At 64.0% G+C, this 14,779-nt stretch carries 16 protein-coding genes; 7 read left to right on the top strand and 9 right to left on the bottom strand.

Annotation, left to right across the window (positions count from 1 at the left end):
• Positions 1–22 precede the first annotated feature (22 nt).
• A complete protein-coding gene (locus tag A3E1_RS0101140) occupies positions 23–2,041 on the top strand; it encodes an ABC transporter ATP-binding protein (RefSeq protein ID WP_157631242.1) in 2,019 nt (672 codons plus the stop codon).
• Between the two features lie 128 nt (positions 2,042–2,169).
• Positions 2,170–2,808, top strand: a complete 639-nt coding sequence (locus A3E1_RS44270) for a DUF4240 domain-containing protein (protein WP_020518905.1) — start codon at positions 2,170–2,172, stop codon at positions 2,806–2,808.
• Here A3E1_RS44270 and A3E1_RS0101130 read toward each other — a convergent pair.
• Entirely contained in the window at positions 2,805–3,596 is a 792-nt protein-coding gene (locus A3E1_RS0101130; RefSeq protein WP_020518904.1) for a class I SAM-dependent methyltransferase, read from the bottom strand. The two genes, A3E1_RS44270 and A3E1_RS0101130, sit on opposite strands and share 4 nt — an antisense overlap.
• Before the next feature lie 67 nt (positions 3,597–3,663).
• On the opposite strand from A3E1_RS0101130, the gene A3E1_RS0101125 reads away from it, so the two are divergent.
• Entirely contained in the window at positions 3,664–4,296 is a 633-nt protein-coding gene (locus A3E1_RS0101125) for a TetR/AcrR family transcriptional regulator (RefSeq protein ID WP_020518903.1), read from the top strand.
• Here A3E1_RS0101125 and A3E1_RS0101120 read toward each other — a convergent pair.
• The 7 genes from A3E1_RS0101120 to A3E1_RS0101090 all read right to left on the bottom strand — a co-directional run bounded on the left by A3E1_RS0101120 (position 4,266) and on the right by A3E1_RS0101090 (position 10,193).
• A complete protein-coding gene (locus A3E1_RS0101120) occupies positions 4,266–5,024 on the bottom strand; it encodes a DUF1838 family protein (RefSeq protein WP_020518902.1) in 759 nt (252 codons plus the stop codon). The genes A3E1_RS0101125 and A3E1_RS0101120 overlap by 31 nt on opposite strands.
• The gene (locus A3E1_RS0101115) at positions 5,021–5,677 is read right to left on the bottom strand and encodes a biliverdin-producing heme oxygenase (RefSeq protein ID WP_020518901.1); all 657 of its coding nucleotides are present in this window, start codon (positions 5,675–5,677) and stop codon (positions 5,021–5,023) included. The genes A3E1_RS0101120 and A3E1_RS0101115 overlap by 4 nt, the downstream gene beginning before the upstream one ends.
• A 69-nt stretch (positions 5,678–5,746) precedes the next feature.
• Entirely contained in the window at positions 5,747–6,589 is an 843-nt protein-coding gene (locus A3E1_RS0101110) for an SDR family NAD(P)-dependent oxidoreductase (protein ID WP_026207964.1), read from the bottom strand.
• Between the two features lie 5 nt (positions 6,590–6,594).
• Entirely contained in the window at positions 6,595–7,191 is a 597-nt protein-coding gene (locus A3E1_RS0101105) for a DUF2238 domain-containing protein (protein WP_020518899.1), read from the bottom strand.
• 328 nt (positions 7,192–7,519) lie between these two features.
• Positions 7,520–8,125 carry an HNH endonuclease signature motif containing protein gene (locus tag A3E1_RS48985; protein ID WP_020518898.1) on the bottom strand — a complete coding sequence of 202 codons (606 nt, stop codon included), beginning with the start codon at positions 8,123–8,125 and terminating at the stop codon, positions 7,520–7,522.
• Between the two features lie 204 nt (positions 8,126–8,329).
• Positions 8,330–8,866, bottom strand: coding sequence for a DUF222 domain-containing protein (locus A3E1_RS48980; protein ID WP_020518897.1), 537 nt, complete (start codon positions 8,864–8,866; stop codon positions 8,330–8,332).
• A 139-nt stretch (positions 8,867–9,005) separates the two neighbouring features.
• On the bottom strand, positions 9,006–10,193 hold the full coding sequence (locus tag A3E1_RS0101090; RefSeq protein WP_040390382.1) for a cysteine desulfurase-like protein: 1,188 nt from the start codon (positions 10,191–10,193) through the stop codon (positions 9,006–9,008).
• 87 nt (positions 10,194–10,280) lie between these two features.
• On the opposite strand from A3E1_RS0101090, the gene A3E1_RS0101085 reads away from it, so the two are divergent.
• Positions 10,281–10,571, top strand: a complete 291-nt coding sequence (locus A3E1_RS0101085; RefSeq protein WP_157631241.1) for a hypothetical protein — start codon at positions 10,281–10,283, stop codon at positions 10,569–10,571.
• On the opposite strand, the gene A3E1_RS0101080 is transcribed toward A3E1_RS0101085, so the two are convergent.
• Positions 10,568–11,743 (bottom strand): alanine racemase, encoded by a 1,176-nt coding sequence (locus A3E1_RS0101080; RefSeq protein ID WP_020518894.1) that lies wholly within the window; start codon positions 11,741–11,743, stop codon positions 10,568–10,570. The two genes, A3E1_RS0101085 and A3E1_RS0101080, sit on opposite strands and share 4 nt — an antisense overlap.
• Positions 11,744–11,797: 54 nt before the next feature.
• On the opposite strand from A3E1_RS0101080, the gene A3E1_RS0101075 reads away from it, so the two are divergent.
• Genes A3E1_RS0101075 through A3E1_RS0101065 form a run of 3 tightly spaced genes read left to right on the top strand, consistent with a single transcriptional unit; the run spans position 11,798 to position 14,681 of the window.
• On the top strand, positions 11,798–13,072 hold the full coding sequence (locus A3E1_RS0101075; RefSeq protein WP_020518893.1) for a MarR family transcriptional regulator: 1,275 nt from the start codon (positions 11,798–11,800) through the stop codon (positions 13,070–13,072).
• Positions 13,072–14,298, top strand: a complete 1,227-nt coding sequence (locus A3E1_RS0101070) for an amidohydrolase family protein (RefSeq protein WP_020518892.1) — start codon at positions 13,072–13,074, stop codon at positions 14,296–14,298. The genes A3E1_RS0101075 and A3E1_RS0101070 overlap by 1 nt, the downstream gene beginning before the upstream one ends.
• A gap of 2 nt (positions 14,299–14,300) precedes the next feature.
• Positions 14,301–14,681: a RidA family protein gene (locus A3E1_RS0101065; protein ID WP_026207961.1), complete on the top strand. Its 381-nt coding sequence runs from the start codon at positions 14,301–14,303 to the stop codon at positions 14,679–14,681.
• Positions 14,682–14,779: the final 98 nt, after the last annotated feature.

Below are 14,779 nucleotides of genomic sequence, written 5' to 3'. Positions count from 1 at the left end.
GCGACCGCAGGGAGACGGTGGCATGAGTACTCCTGCGGCAAAGCGAGACTCGAATCCGAGGTTCGGTCCGGCCGCCATGATGGCTGGGCCACCGGTGTCCAAGCCGCTGAACTTCAAGTCCTCGGTGAGGCGCTTGTTCAACATGCTGCGCCCGGAACGGCCGCTGCTCATCGTGGCTCTCCTGCTCGGCATCACGGGTGTGGCTCTGGCCGTCATCGGCCCGAAGATTCTCGGTGAGGCGACGGACGTCATCTTCTCCGGTGTCGTGGGCAAGCAACTGCCGCCGGGAGTCTCCAAAGAGGCGGCGGTGGAAGGGATCCGGGCCTCCGGCAACGGAACGCTCGCCGACATGGTCGCGGCGATGAACGTCGTGCCGGGGCAAGGCATTGACTTCACACGTGTGCGCGAGATCCTCACGTGGGCACTGGCTTTGTACCTTGCCGCGTCGGTGTTTTCACTCTTCCAGTTCCGCCTCATCACGACCGTTGTCCAGCGCACGATTTACCGGTTGCGTGAGCACGTCGAGGAGAAGCTGTCGCGGCTTCCGCTGAGCTATTTCGACAAGCAGGCGCGCGGTGAGGTCCTGAGCCGTGCCACCAACGACATCGACAACGTGGCGCAGACGATGCAGCAGAGCATGAGCCAGCTCATGAACTCGGTGCTGACCATCATCGGCGTCATAGCCATGATGTTCTGGATCTCGCCCCTGCTGGCGCTGATCGCGTTGGTGACCGTTCCGGTTTCGGTCTACATCACCGTCCTGATTGGAAAGCGGGCGCAACCGCAGTTCATTCAGCAGTGGGCGACGACGGGAAAACTGAACGCCCACATCGAGGAGATGTACACGGGACACTCTCTCGTCAAGGTCTTCGGTCAGCAGAAAGAAGCCGCGGCGACCTTCGCTCAGCACAACGACGCGCTCTACGCCTCAAGTTTCAAGGCGCAGTTCATCTCCGGGCTGATCCAGCCGGCGATGTTCTTCATCAGCAACCTGAACTACGTGCTCGTCGCCGTGGTCGGTGCCCTGCGCGTCGCCAGTGGTTCGCTCAGCCTGGGTGACGTGCAGGCGTTCATCCAGTACTCAAGGCAGTTCAGCCAGCCGCTATCGCAAGTGGCCGCGATGTCCAACCTGGTGCAGTCCGGGGTGGCGTCAGCCGAACGGGTCTTCGCTCTGCTGGACGCTGAGGAGCAGTCACCTGAACCTGTGTCGCCCGCCCGCTTGGCGGCCGTTCAGGGACGGGTGGCGTTCGAGAACATCTCGTTCCGCTACACCGAGGACAAGCCGCTGATCGAGAACCTGTCCCTGACTGTCGAGCCAGGACAGACCGTGGCGATCGTCGGCCCGACTGGGGCTGGCAAGACAACGCTCGTCAACTTGCTGATGCGGTTCTATGACGTCACGTCAGGCCGGATCACGCTGGACGGTGTCGACATCCGCGAGATGAACCGTGAGGACCTTCGTTCCGCGATGGGCATGGTGCTTCAAGACACCTGGCTGTTTGGCGGATCGATCGCGGACAATATCGGTTACGGAGCGGACAGTCCCACCAGCGACGAGATAGTTGACGCCGCCAAGGCCGCGCACGTGGACCGGTTCGTCCGCACGCTGCCCGACGGCTACGAAACCGTGCTCGATGACGAGGGTGCCAACGTCAGTGCTGGCGAGAAGCAGCTCATCACGATCGCGCGTGCCTTCTTGTCCGAACCATCGATCCTCATCCTCGACGAGGCGACCAGTTCCGTCGACACCCGCACGGAAGTGCTTATCCAGCAAGCGATGAACACCCTCCGCAGTGGACGGACGAGTTTCGTTATCGCCCACCGGCTTTCCACGATCCGCAACGCCGACGTCATCTTGGTGATGGAGGACGGAGCGATCGTCGAGCAGGGATCGCACGACAAACTCATCGCCGACGGTGGAGCCTACGCACGGCTTTACGCGGCACAGTTCGCTGGCGCCGCCATCGATGAGGCCGAGCTAAACGCTGCCGCGCCGGCGATGACGGCCGCTGCGGCTGGGGCGATGATGCGCCGCCAGTAGGAGGTCTAGCCGGTCCGCACCCGCCTGTGCGGGCCGGCACCTTTGGCCGAGGTAGCACGGCGGTCGAGGTCTGACTAGTCAGCCTATCGGCTATGTCGCGACGCCACTACCGCGCGTAGCCTCCGTACGTGGACGACAAGCACTTCTGGGAAGTCATCACGGGGCTACGCAGGGACAATCAAGGCGACATCGCTGCCATGACTCAAGCTCTGGCGTCTCAGCTACCAGGGATATCCGACCCGGTGCTTGCTGGTTTCGCCGATCGCTGGAGCGCGCTGTCTGACCAGGCCGACAGCTGGGGCCTCATCGAAGCCGCGACGGTCGCCTTTGGCTACATGGGTGATGATGGCATGAATGACGTGCGCAATTGGCTCATCTGCCAAGGGCCCGAAGCGTTTGGCCGGGTCCTGGGCAACCCCGACTGTCTGCTCGACTATCTCAGCCCAGCGGGGGCAGACGACTTCGCCTCCGCCGAACGGTTCACCTCGGTGCTCTGGAACGCGATCGAGCAACGCCCGGCGGCGGCCAGTCTCATGACTCACCACTCGCCGTTGCGGCAGCCATCCGGTGAGCGCACTGACCTTTCCGATCCTTTCGCGGTGCAGAGCAAGTACCCCCGTTGCAAGGCCGCGCATGAGGCCTATCTGGCTAAGCCCTTGCCGACGTTCTTCGTCAGCCTCAAGGAGCCCGAAAGCACGCCTAAGCGCCCCACCCCCAGCCTCAGCAACGCCTGGGTTTCGCGCCGCCGTGAGGCGCACAGCAGCTAGGCGCCGAAGGTCAGCTTGACCACCATCGGGCGCATGTTGCGGACCACGGGCACATAGCGCGCCACGATGGCCACCTTGCGGGGCAAACCCGGCGCGGGGGCGGGCCGCACATCCTCCACGCTGCCGTAACGCTTTAGGGTTCGCAGCTCGGCTGGTTCGAGTGACCAGGGCAGCGGAGGCGGGGTGAAGCGCAGCGAGCCACGCCGGATGCTGCCCGCCATCCACGGTGGAATCGTGTCGAAGAGCATCGTGCCGCCCGGGAAGGCGGTGGCCAGCCGGTCAAACAGGGCGTGAACCTCTTCGGGCCGCAGGTACATCAGGAGTCCCTGGGCCGTGATACAGACACCGTCGCTCTTGTCGATCGAGTCGTGCCAAGCATCGTCCAAAGCAGACCCGGCGAAGGCACTCTGCCGGGGATCCTCGGGCAGCAACTGTTGGCGCAACGCGACCGATTGCGGCAGGTCAACGGTCAGCCAGCGCATCGTGCCGTTATCGACCCGCCAGAACTGGGTCTCCAGGCCTTCGCCCAAGGCGACGACCGTCCCCTTTGGATAGTCGCGCAGAAAGTCCCGTACACCCTCGTCGAAGGTGCGCACCCGCGCCGCCTGGGCCTGAGCGTGAAACGGGAAGTTGTCGCCGAACGTATCGGCGAACGGATAGTCCAGCTGAGCCACGACCGACGCCGCGAGCGGATCGTCAAGTACTCCCCGCCTTGCGGCCAGCGCACGGAACCACAGCGTCCACAGAGCGGTCTCCGGGACCCCCGTTAGGTCGGGTTTCACCGCCACACCCCACAGGGTAGATCAGCACAGCCTAAAAAGCGCCAGCCGACTAGGGCGTGGAAGACTGGTCACCATGCCAAAGATTATCGGCAGCTCCCTGGAGGAGCACCGGGAGCGGATGCACGAGCTCATCTTCTCGTCTTTGGCCGCCCTGTTACGTGAGCGCGGCTATGACACGGTGACGCTGGCCGATGTGGCCGCCGCGGCTGGAATCGGCCGCACCGCGATGTACAACTACTACCCCGACAAGGAAACGCTCCTCATCGCCTACACCGCGCACGAGACGGGGATCTACGTCGATGAACTGCGCGCTGAGCTGGCCAATGAGCCAAACCCGGTCGGCCAGTTGCGGATCTTCGTGCGCATGCAGCTCAACCACCTGGCGACCCAGCACATCGCGCCGAGTTCGCTGTCGACGATCCTGACCGACGCGGGCCGCAAGAAGATGATGGAGCACATCGAGCCCCTGTGGACCCTCCTTCGCACGATCATCACCGAGGCCCAGGAGCAGCGCTACCTGCCCGATGAGGAGGTCAGCGTCCTGCTGCCCCTGGTCACCGCCTCGATCGCCGGCCGCAGCACCGCCGATCTGAGCGGGGAACGGCTCGATAAGGCCATCGAGGCCACCACGATGTACGTGTTGCGGGGACTGGGGGCCCAACTGTCGGCCGACGGTCAGCCGCGCAAACTCAGCTTGCGGAAATAGGTCCAGCTCGACTCGTTCGGTTCCGACCACTCCTGTGGCGCCTCGGCGAACTGCGGCTGATGCTCAGCGATGTAGGCACGCGTGCGCTCGGGAACGTCTTGATACGACTCGAGTTTGCGGCCACGGCAGTGAAACGTCAGGCCACCGGGGCGCTGCCCCATGCGCATCCACGGCAGCCAAGGCGACTGGCGCATCCACGACAGCGTGTGCGAGACGCTCGGCTCAGTGGTAGTCAGCGCGTCGGCGGGAGCGTAGAACTGGAACAACTCCAGCGCACGGTAGGTGTCGTCAGCGGAACTTTCCGGAAACTCAGCCACGGGCAGCGGCGACGGATAGCTCAGGGGAATCTCGATGGTGAAGCAAACCTGCTCCCCGAGATCCGTCACCGGAACGTTGAACTCCCCGCGCGGCCCGTTCTTGAGCCAGCGCTGGTTCGCCGGATCGTTCCACACGTGCACCACGCCGACATCCGTTGCGGTGAACGGGTTATGCCACGTGGACAGGATCTCACGGCTCGCCGGATCCAAATAGAACGCCGCCTCGCGCTGCAGTAACTCGTACCCACCAGGAATGGTTTTGAGGCGAGAGACGCTGACGCCCTCGAATCCGAAGAGCCGTTGGTAGGGCTGGCCGGGCGCTGAGGCGAATACGTCGCCGGCCCACCAGAGGGCGACCTCGCGTCCGTCCAAAGCGGACCGGACGCGGGCCAAGGCATCGAGGTTGCTCACGCTAGATACTTTGCCAAATCCCGGCCTAGTTCCGCGAGCACCTTCGTGTTGAGCTGGTATGCCAGTACCGCTTCGGCGATAACCCGCTGCCGCTCCCCGTCATCCCAGCTCACCTCGTCGAGCAAAGCCCGGTAACGCGCCTTGAACGCGTTGTGGTCCGGGATCCGCGGGAAGTCATAAAAAGCCACCGCCGTGTCGCCGAAAGCCTTCTGCACGGCCTTCTTGATGAACTGCCCACCCGACAGATCGCCCAGGTAACGCGTGTAACTGTGCGCGATGAATCCGCCCGGCCAGTCAAAACACGTTTCCCGCAAACGATTCAGATATTCCTGGGTTGAAGCGCTGGGCTCAATCTGTTCCCGCCAGGTCGCGCCAAGCAACTGCTCAAGGTCCTTTTCCAGCGCTGGTACTCGGAAGAGCGAGTCAAAGACGAAAAGCGAGCCGATGGCGTCATCTCGCATCCGCTCGGCCGCCTCTTCGAGCACCACGTAGGCGAAGTAGTGCTGAGCCACCAAGGCGGTGTAACCAGCGAGGTTCAGCCGCCCTTGCAGCAACGCCTGCGTGTAGTCGGTGTACTCAGCCTTCTCGTGGTCTTGCCAGGTCAATGACCGCAACGCTGCGGAAAACTGGGCACTCGTCGGTTCTGCGGTCACGAAACCGATTATGAATAACGTTCTGACAATCCGTCAACAACATGCTGACGATTTGTCAGAACGAACACATTACTTCCCAGCGGTGAGCCTGTAACGCAGCCGGAACGGCAGCTTGGCGACCAGCGAAGCAGCATGCGCCGGGAAGCCGAGCAGATAACGCGGCCGGGGCCGTTTGGCGGTCAGCGCCTTGACGATCAAGCTCGCCGCCTTCGCCACGGGCAGCCCGCGCTTGGGCGCGTCCTCGGTATTGGCACGGACCGCCGCGATCTGCTTGGCATACCGGACCTTGCCTTCATCCGGAATCCGCTCCAGCAGCTCGTTGCCGATGTCCGTGCTGCGCTGCCAGATCTCTGTCACGATCGGCCCCGGCTCGATCAGCACGACCTGAATCCCCTGCGGCGCCAGCTCCGCCCGCAAACTGTCAGAAAGCCCGGTCAGCGCGAACTTCGACGTGTGATACGCCCCGAGCACCGGCCCCGCGATCCGCCCAGCGATCGAGCCGATCATGACGATGTTCGCCGTCTGCCCCTGCTCCCTGGCCTTCCTGAGCGCGGGCAACACCGCTTGCGTGACCGCCAGCTGCCCGGTCACGTTGACCTCCAGGTTGTGCCGGAAGCTCTCGATCGGCAGGTGCTCCAACGGCGCCGGCATCGCGACCCCAGCATTGTTGACGACACCGTTTAGCGGCCCGGCCGCGCGCACCCTCGCGCCCGCCTCTGCCACCGCCGCGTAGTCCGTAATATCGAACCGCAGCACCGAAACCTTGTCGCCAAACGCCTCGTTCAGCTTCGCTTCATCACGCTCCGAACGAACCGTCGCCCACACGTGCGCCCCTTGAGCCACAAGCACTTCCACACACGCCCGCCCGATGCCCGTGGACGCCCCAGTGACCAAATAGGACCGTGCCGCCATGTCACTCACACTTCCTTCAGCTGCTTATCGTGCAGACGGCTCAGCGTCACGAGGGCAACCAAAGCCCCGATAACGGCCAGTGCCATGTCCCACTGCGTATCCCACGGATCCCCTTGCGCCCCAAGGAACGCCGGATCACCGTTCATCACCAGGTAAGCGCCGCCCCACTCGAGGAACTCCCACACCGCACTGATACTCAGGCATACGCAGACTGTCAGCGGAGCCAGCCACCTGCTGCCCTTAAGCGGCGACGTGCGCCAAAGGATCTCCCGCACCACGATCGCTGGCGCGAACCCCTGCATGAAGTGCCCGATCCGGTCATACGGATTACGGTCGAGCGCGAAAACGTCCTGCAGCCAGTCACCCAACGGCGTCAGCGCATAGGTCGTATGCCCGCCATACGCCAGCACGATCGCGTGAGCGGCCAGCACCACGCACGCCACCCCGGTCAGCGGGAACCGCTTCCAGAACCCCAGCACCAGCGCGAGCCCGATCACCACCCAGATCGTCTCAGCAACCCAAGTCCCCAGGTCATGCGGCTTGATCACCGACCACACCAACACCGCGACAACCAGCGCCAGCAGCCCCCACCGCCACCTCAAGCTCCGCCTCCGGTCATGACCGCAGATCCTACGTCGCCCTCACGTAGCCCAACAGTCCACGCCGCCCCGCCTCCGCTGACGCCCTATCCGCCCTCGGCCACGTTCATCCCGCGGATCACTCTGCCGCCCATCTCACCTTGCCGCTGTCGTCGCGATGTATCGCGCGTGTCTTGCCCTTTCGCGGTGATGCCCCCGGCTGGCCCCGCAAAGACGGCCCCGGATATGACAGAGGCCAGGCAAGACAGAACCAGGGTTTGGGCTGAACCGGCAACGGCTGCCAGGACGCTGGATTGGCGTCAGCGTTGATATGTGCGACCTTGGACCTCCGTCATGTCCGTAAGTGGTAGAGGTTGCGCTGGGGCGTTCGGCTGGGGTCTAGCCATTCGGGTGGGATGAATTCTGGGTGGCCGTCTGAGGCGAATACGATCTGCCATTCATCATGATGGATCAGTCTGTGGTGAAACCCGCAGAGCAGGACACTGTTCTCGAGGCTCGTTTCGCCGCCGTCGATCCAATGATCTTTGTGATGTCCGTGGCACCACTTCGGCGGCCGTTCGCAGCCGGGGAAGGCACAGCCTTTGTCGCGCAAGATGAGTGCTCGTCTTAGTGCGCCGGTGATGAGGCGGCGTTCGCGCCCTAGGTCTAGGGGGACGCTGTGGGTGTCCAGGATGGACGGAACGATCCCCGCATCACACGCTAGCCGTCGCACCGCGGCGGCCGATAGCTGCTCGCCGGTGTCGAGGGTGGCGTCGTGAACTTTCTGGGCGATCACGTCATACGGAGCCGTGATCACGATCTGGGCTTTGCAGCCGCCGTTGGCGGGCAGTTCCTCGGTCGCGATGGCTAGGCCGAAGACTTCCAGCAGCGCGTCATGCCTGCGTTGCGCTGGCGTGCGCGGGTCGCGGAACGCTTGCGGCAGCGGCTGTCCTGCCATCTCCCGCGCCGCCTGGCCTGTGTCACCGAGGCTTCCGGTTTCGCCGCATCGGCCAGGGCATGCGGCGGTGTGGCAAGCGCATGCCGCGGGGATGGTGGTGGCGGGGCCGGTGTTGCACGTGTCTAAAGGCGACGGTTTGGACCGGGCTGGGTTGCATAGGGGGTCGAGGGCGGCTTTGAGGATGGCCGCACCTTCGCCGGTGGTCTAGCCGGTTAGGCGGTAGCGGCCGGTGCCATCGGCGCTGACGGTGAAAGCGCGCGCTTCCCACGCGAGGCGGTCTTCGCGCTCAATCTGCTTGCGCTCATGCTCTTCGGCGGCATCGGGGTCGACGTGGCGCAGAATCCTGCGTCCGGCGATGCGCAGTTCCTCGGGCTTGAGTGCGGCGGCTTGCCCGAGAAGCACAGAGGCTGCTTCGTCGCACACACAGGCGGGGACGGTGTCGACGGCCTGGGCGATCTCTGCCGCCTGCGCCTGCGACAGTTCCCCGGCGGCGAAGGCTTCAGCCACTGCCGGGACAGCGGGCAGGAGTTTGATCAGCCGCGCCATCTTGGACGCCGCGTTGACCCCGACGCGGTGGGTGGCGTTCAGCCACGCCGGCACTGACGCATAGCCCTGCTGGTAGGGAATGTTGCGCCCGGCCTGTTCGGCGCAAACGGCGATCAGTTCGGCTTGCAGGACCCGGATGCTGTCACGGATCTCCATAGCAAAGGCAGCAAGTTCGGTGTCGGACAAGGCAAACACTGCCCGTCCTCCAAGAACACCCCGCTGTCTCACAAACCCAACCCTATGACCAGGGTCTGACAGTTTCAGCCTGCTTCAAATTGCGGATTTCAGCAACCGCAAACCCTTGCCCCACAACAGATCATGCCACTCACCGCGATTAGGCAAGTGCGTCCAGGAGGCGGGTGATGTCGTCGCGGGTCGTATAGTGGTAGATGCCTGCGCGCACGGCGCCGCCAGACTCACGCAACCCGAGCGCACTGAAGAACTCGTAAGCGTAGTAGTCGCCGCTGTAGACGCACACGCCCTTGTCCCCCAACAGTTTCGCCGTCTCGGCGGGATGCTGGTTGTGCACACGGAACGATAATGTGGGGCAACTGTCAGCCGGGGCAGGCACCAGAGTGACACGCGGAAGCGATGCCAGCCCCGACACGAGTTCTGCGAATAGCGACATCTCGTAAGCACGAACAGCGGTCATCGACGTCAGAATCTGAGAGCGCCGGGTTCCCACAGACGGGACAAGCGAAGCCAAGTGATCAACGGCTGCTGTCAAGGCGGCCAGTGAGGCGAAGCTAGGCGTGCCAAGCTCGAAACGCTCCGGAACCGCATCAGACGAAGGCATGAGTTTCAGCGGGCGCAACGACTCCCACAACGAGGGTGACGCGACACAAGTAGCGAGGTGCGGGCCGGACCACTTGTAGGCGCTCGTCACGTAGAAGTCGGCGCCCAGCGCCGAAACATCAACGGGCACATGGGGCGTCGCGTGCACACCATCCACATAGCACAAAGCCCCGTGAGCACGAGCGATAGCGGAAACCGCGGCCACATCAGGAATCGCCCCGTTGGCGTTGCTCCCTGCGGTCAGTGCCACGACACGTGTCCGCTCGCCGACGAGCGAAGAATACTGCGCCACAGGCAGCGCACCGGACGCGTCAAACTCAGCCCACCGAACGGTCGCCCCAACGGCAGCCGCCGCCTGCACCCACGGCCGCACGTTCGCGTCGTGGTCAAGGCGGCTCACGACAACCTCGTCGCCCGGTTGCCAGGTCGCCGCGAGCGTCTGGCTAATGTGATAGGTCAGCGACGTCGCGCTCGATCCAAACACGACTCCGGATGGTTGCGCGCCAAGCAAATCAGCGACCGCCTCGCGCGCTTGCTCGACGATCCGCAGCGCCTTGCGCCCTGGCTCGAACGCATCGGTCCGATTCGCCACGGCTGAGGTGTAAACGCCATGAGCCGCCTCGGCGACCGGCGCCGCCACAAGCGATCCCGCGGCCGCGTCAAAGTGCGCAAAACCCTCATTCAACGCCGGGTACGCCGCCCGAACGCGCGCGATATCAAGAGTCACGCCAGCCAGGTTAACCCGGGACAGCGCCCGCACGGTAAGGCGTGACATCATCACCCGCTCGAGAACCGCCATCAGCGGTGGTCACGGGTGCGCGGGTTGCCCGACTATTGCTATGCGGTCTTTACCTATCGTATCGATGCCGAGGGCGTGCACTGCGACTCGCCGCATATGCGACGCGTGATGAAATGGGAGTCCATGCACACTGTCGTGCTGCTACACGACTTCTGGATCATCGGTGGCAGCTTCCAGAGCCAATACATTCCGCTGCGCAACCTCTCGCCGGAGCACATGACACAGATGAAGGAAGCGCTGCTTTACTACCGCGCCCGGATGGCACCGTTTCCTGGTCAAGGTTCGCCGAAGTTTGACCTCGGCTAGAAGTAGGTCTCCAGGAGGTCGGTGACGGTGTGGGTGTCGTCGACGACGGGGATGACGCGCCACTTGTCAAAGGCGGTGCACGGGTGGGAGATGCCGAAGCAGATGAGGTCGCCGGGCACGATGCCGTGATCTGACGGCGCGGTGACGTAGGCGTGGTGGTCGTTGAGTTTGGTGACCGTCAAACCCGATGCGGGACGCACAGCACCGTCGCGGGAGCGGATGAGTAACGGGACGGGCAGGCCCTCGTCGTGTGGGGCGTCGCGTTTGCCCATGCCGGCGATGAGGAGGTTGTCCTCGGGAGTGGACGTGACCTGTGCCCAGAGTTCTAATGCGGGCTGCAGGGAGCCCTCATCTGGTACCCGCAGAAAAGGGGTGTGGTCTTGATAGAAACCGTGGTCGTGGGTGATGTAGGCGCCGGAGCGCAAGACCGGGCGGAAGCCGGACAGGGACGATAACGCAGACGTGACGACGTCGAAGTAGGTGCTGCCTCCCGCGCTCACGATGGTGTCAGGCGCTAACAGTCCGTCGGAGCGAAGCGAGACAGCCGTGGACACGAGGAAGTCCATATAGGACGCGGCTTCAGCGGCGGAAGGCAGGCCACCTTCGTAACCGGCCACACCCGCGAGCGTCAGGCCGGGAGCGGCCGCAACAGCGGCAGCGATCGCGCGGGCGTCGGCCAGGGAACGGCAGCCAGTACGGCCGCCGGGGTAACCGAGCTCCAGCAAGACGGTAAACGAGCCAGAAACGGACGCGACCGTTTCCACAGCGGCGAGCGAGTCGACGTAGAACAGGATGTCTGACTGAGCACCGATCCATTGCAGCGCAACCGGATCGAGCACCTCGTTGGCGATGATCAGGCGGAACGAGCCGGAGTTGCGGCAGACCAGCGCCTGGTTAGCGGAAGCGACCGTGATCGCCCAGGCACCGGCGGAGAGCTGGGCGGCATGCAGCGTCGGCGACATCGTGGTCTTGCCGTGCGGCGCGAAGAGCAAGCCGTGTCGCGAGCAATAGTCAGCCAAGGTCGACAAATTGTGATCAATGGCGGACCGTCGCGCGGCCATGATTGGCCAAGTGAACGAACCGCCGAACAAAGACGGCCGTCCGTCCAGGAACGACGCACTATCGACGGGCGAAGGTAGCCAGAACCCCTTGACGCGCCAATCCAGGATCATGCAGGCTAGGCTACGTCATTACTTACGAACTATTTCCGAACCTGTGGGGCATCGATGATCGGGCTCGTTATACACGCGAGTCATCGCGCCGTCTTTGAGGAGGCGGCACGCACCCTGTCCGGGGTCAGCCTGGAATGGGTGGTTTACGAGCACGAGAACGAGGTCCGTGAGCTGGTCAGTCAGCTGCTGCAAAAGCAGCGGACCGCCGGGCTCCTGCTCGGCCAGGTTCCCTATGCCAAGTGCCGTGACCTGCTGCCGCCCGGCCTGCCGGTCGCGATCACCCGGTCGGCGGGGATGGACCTGTCGCAGGCGCTGTTCAAGGCGCAGGCTCGCGGGTGGAAGCCGGTGCCGGTCAGCATCGACACGTTCGACGCCGACACGGTCGATGAGGTCGCGCAGGCCTTAGAGCTCGACCGCGACCAGATCCGTTGCCTGCCTTACGATCCCGACCAGAGTGTGGACGAGATCGTCAAGTTCCACCAAGCTGGAAAAGGCGATTACGTCATCAGCTTGCGGACCGCGGTCACGGCGAAGCTGAAGGACACCATTCCCGTGCTCGGCGCTTTGCCTGGCGCGCCAACGATCCGGGCTCAGCTGCACGAGCTGGCGTTGCGCATTCAGTCCAGGCAGGCGAGCGCGCTGCGTTTCGCAGCCGGGGTTTTCTTGGTAGGCAAGGTAAGCAAAACCTCCGATGTGGACAGAGCGCGCGTCGGGCTGATGAACCTGCTCGTGAACACACCCGAGTTCGCCGACGCGTGGATTGAGAATCGTGGCCGCCGAGGCGTAGTCGTCTTCGCGCACCAAGCGCTATTCGAGCAGGCGACACAGAACTGGGTGTCTCTTCCCGCTCTCGGTCAGGCACAGGAACAGCTGGGCATCAAAGTGGCCGCCGGGTTCGGCGTCGGGTCCTCCGCGCGCCACTGCCTTCAGCTCGCCGAGCGAGCCGCTGCCCGCGCGGAGCAAGAGGATTACCCGAGTGCGTATCTCGTTGAGGACAACGGCGTCATCATCGGCCCGCTAGGGGCCGCCGGGTCGGCGCTAGCGTTCACGTATCGCGAGCACGACGACGGGATGGAAGACCTTGCCGCCGAAGCGGGTTTGAGCCCGGCGACGCTGTCGCGTCTGGCCGCCGTCGAGCGGTCGCTGGAGGGTAAGCCCATCTCGCCCAGCGACCTCGCGATCGCCTTGGGCATCACCGATCCGAGCGGCCGCCGGCTCATTCGCAAACTTAGTGAAACCGGGCTAGCCGAGCCGGAAGGTAGCGAGCAGATGCACCGTAAAGGAAGGCCCACAAGGCTTTACAAACTAGCGATCACGGGACGTTTGTGATGTGGGACTTTCTGCTCAAGGGTGCGACTGTCGCGAGTGGACAGCGCCTGGACGTGGCGGTCCGTGACGGGGTGATCGCCGCGACCGGGACGGATCTCACCGGCGACGCACGCGAGACCGTTGACGCGTCAGGGAAACTGATCACCCCAGGGCTCGTCGATCTGCACACCCATGTCAACGCTGGCGGGTCCTACTGGGGCATCGACCCGGATCCCGTGGCGTGGTACACGGGCGTCACGACATGGGTCGACGCGGGATCATCCGGCGCCTACAACTTTGGGGCCTTTGCCAAGACCATCAGTGGGTACTCGGTGAGCGTCCCCGTGCTGCTCAACATTTCCGCACTCGGCCTTGTCGCGCCCACTGGAGAGGCCAAGGATCTGTCCAACTGCAACTTGGACCTCGCCATCGAGACGGTGCAGCGCCATCGCGACACGATCGCCGGCGTCAAAGTGCGCATGGACCGGCACAGCGCCACCGCTTTGGAGCCGCTGCGGCGGGCTGTAGAAGTGGGGCGGGCTTGCGGAGTACCGGTGATGGTCCATATCGGAGCGGCACCACCGACCATGCGTGAGATGCTGCCGCTACTGCGGCCCGGGGACATCATCACGCACTGCGCGAGCGGGATAGCCGCGGGCGGTCACGGTCTGGATCCGGCGGCCAAAGAGGCGTACCAGATGGGTGTCCTGTTCGACATCGGGCATGGCTCTGGCGGCTTCGCCTTTGACGTTCTGGAGGCACAGCTTGAGGCGGGAATGGTGCCGCAGACCATCTCCAGCGATCTGCACAGCCGCTCCCTGCACGGCCCGGTGTTCGATCTGCCCACGACGGTGGCCAAACTGCTAGCCGTCGGGCTGACGCTGGAGCAGGCCGTCACAGCAGCGACGGTCAGCCCCGCCAACGTCTTGAACCTCAAAGCGGGCACGCTAAACGTGGGCGCCCAGGCCGATATCGCGCTGTTCACTGTCGAGGACGGCCCGTTCACGGTGGTGGATGTGCATGGACAGCAACGGACCGCACCGCTCAAGTTGCGCAACACGGCGACCTACAAACGCGGGCGCCTGCTGGAGCCCAGGCTGCCGCAGCCATCGCCGCCCTGGATTTCCCTAACTACCGCTCAGAAAACGGCTCTCTTGCGACGTGAAGAGGCGATCAGGCGGCTGCTCACCGACCCGCTCGTCAGCCCGGAAGGCTTGACCGAACAATTCCCCAGGCACGGAGGCTAAGAATGGCAAAGAAGATAGTTATGGCGGCTGACGCGGCGCCCGCTGGCGGACCGTATTCACACGCGGTCATCGCCGGAGACACCGTTTATCTAGCGGGTGCGTGCCCGGTCCTGCCCGATGGCACATGGGTGCGCGGATCGTTTGAGGAGCAGGCGCGGGCAACGTTTACGAACCTGCGCAAAGTCGCCGAGGCGGCCGGTTCGTCACTATCCGACGCGGTGAAAGTCGGGGTATACCTGCGCGACTTCGCCGACTTCCCCAAGATGAACGAAATCTACGTCGAGTTCTTCGGCACCGAGAACCTTCCCGTGCGCACGACGATTCCGGTGGCGCTCAACGGCTTCGACATCGAGGTCGACGCGATTCTCTACACAGGACAGTAGGCGGTCTCTGACGCGCCGCTCCACAAACGGAGCGGCGCCGTTGGCGTGCCGTCGAAACCGTTGTCACACAACAAAATTCCCTCTTGACGGCAGACGTG

This window comes from Catelliglobosispora koreensis DSM 44566 (assembly GCF_000379685.1).
Lineage (GTDB): Bacteria > Actinomycetota > Actinomycetes > Mycobacteriales > Micromonosporaceae > Catelliglobosispora > Catelliglobosispora koreensis.
This window is presented reverse-complemented; position numbering and strand designations above follow the sequence as displayed.

Coding starts and splice junctions, on each gene's coding strand:
- A3E1_RS0101125 (WP_020518903.1), top strand. CDS start 3,664: ATGCCAAAGATTATCGGCAGCTCCCTGGAGGAGCACCGGGAGCGGATG.
- A3E1_RS48985 (WP_020518898.1), bottom strand. CDS start 8,125: ATGGCAGGACAGCCGCTGCCGCAAGCGTTCCGCGACCCGCGCACGCCA.
- A3E1_RS0101080 (WP_020518894.1), bottom strand. CDS start 11,743: ATGATCCTGGATTGGCGCGTCAAGGGGTTCTGGCTACCTTCGCCCGTC.
- A3E1_RS0101110 (WP_026207964.1), bottom strand. CDS start 6,589: ATGGCGGCACGGTCCTATTTGGTCACTGGGGCGTCCACGGGCATCGGG.
- A3E1_RS0101075 (WP_020518893.1), top strand. CDS start 11,798: ATGATCGGGCTCGTTATACACGCGAGTCATCGCGCCGTCTTTGAGGAG.
- A3E1_RS0101065 (WP_026207961.1), top strand. CDS start 14,301: ATGGCAAAGAAGATAGTTATGGCGGCTGACGCGGCGCCCGCTGGCGGA.
- A3E1_RS0101070 (WP_020518892.1), top strand. CDS start 13,072: ATGTGGGACTTTCTGCTCAAGGGTGCGACTGTCGCGAGTGGACAGCGC.
- A3E1_RS0101140 (WP_157631242.1), top strand. CDS start 23: ATGAGTACTCCTGCGGCAAAGCGAGACTCGAATCCGAGGTTCGGTCCG.